The organism is Kitasatospora nipponensis (assembly GCF_039528135.1).
Lineage (GTDB): Bacteria > Actinomycetota > Actinomycetes > Streptomycetales > Streptomycetaceae > Kitasatospora > Kitasatospora nipponensis.
In genome coordinates, this window is the sequence record NZ_BAAALF010000810.1 from 1 (window position 1) to 646 (window position 646).

1 protein-coding gene is annotated in these 646 nt (G+C 65.6%); it reads right to left on the reverse strand.

The window, feature by feature from the left end; translation table 11 throughout:
• The coding region (locus tag ABD323_RS43465) for a hypothetical protein (RefSeq protein WP_344447537.1) at positions 1–448 on the reverse strand (448 nt) is incomplete at its 3' end.
• Positions 449–646: the final 198 nt, after the last annotated feature.

A 646-nucleotide genomic window follows, 5' to 3' on the forward strand; every position in this document is an offset into this window, starting at 1 on the left:
GACCGAAATATCCGAACGCGCTCTCGGCCGCGTCGCCTTCCCACTCGTGACGCGCTTTGCCCACGCTCTCGTTCGTCCGCTGCGACAGCCGCTCGAGAACGTTCTTGACCTTGCTGAACGTCTCGGACATCTGGTTGACCTGGGCGGGGTCCAGCTTCGTGGTCACGAAGCCCTTCATCTCGGCGTGCTGGTGGCCCTGATAGTTCTGGTCCGAGCCGCTGAGACCGTCCAGCACTTCCGCGTCCGGGGCGAGCTCCTTGATCTGCTGCTCGTTCATGCCCCGTGCCCGCATCTGGGCCACGAAATGGCCGAACGGGCCGAGTGAGCCGTGCTCGACGGCGCCTTCGAGGTAGTACGTGCCCTCGCGCTGTCCCGGAGCCAGGTCGGCGTACCCGCCGTCCTGGCCACCGCCGTTGCCGTCCTGACCGCCGTCACCGGGCTGCGACATAGCTACTTCCCCCACCTCGTCCTCAGGTCCGTTCGGCCAAAGCTCACCGTACCTTTTGACGGTGTACCCGCGGAAACAGTTCCATGGTTTCCCCGCCGATCTTCGGGAGCAAGACCGGCGAAAACGGGCCAATTCGGGCGAACGTGATCAGCGGGTGTCGGCGTGCTTGTCCCGCATCGGGGTGCGTGGCTCCGGGAC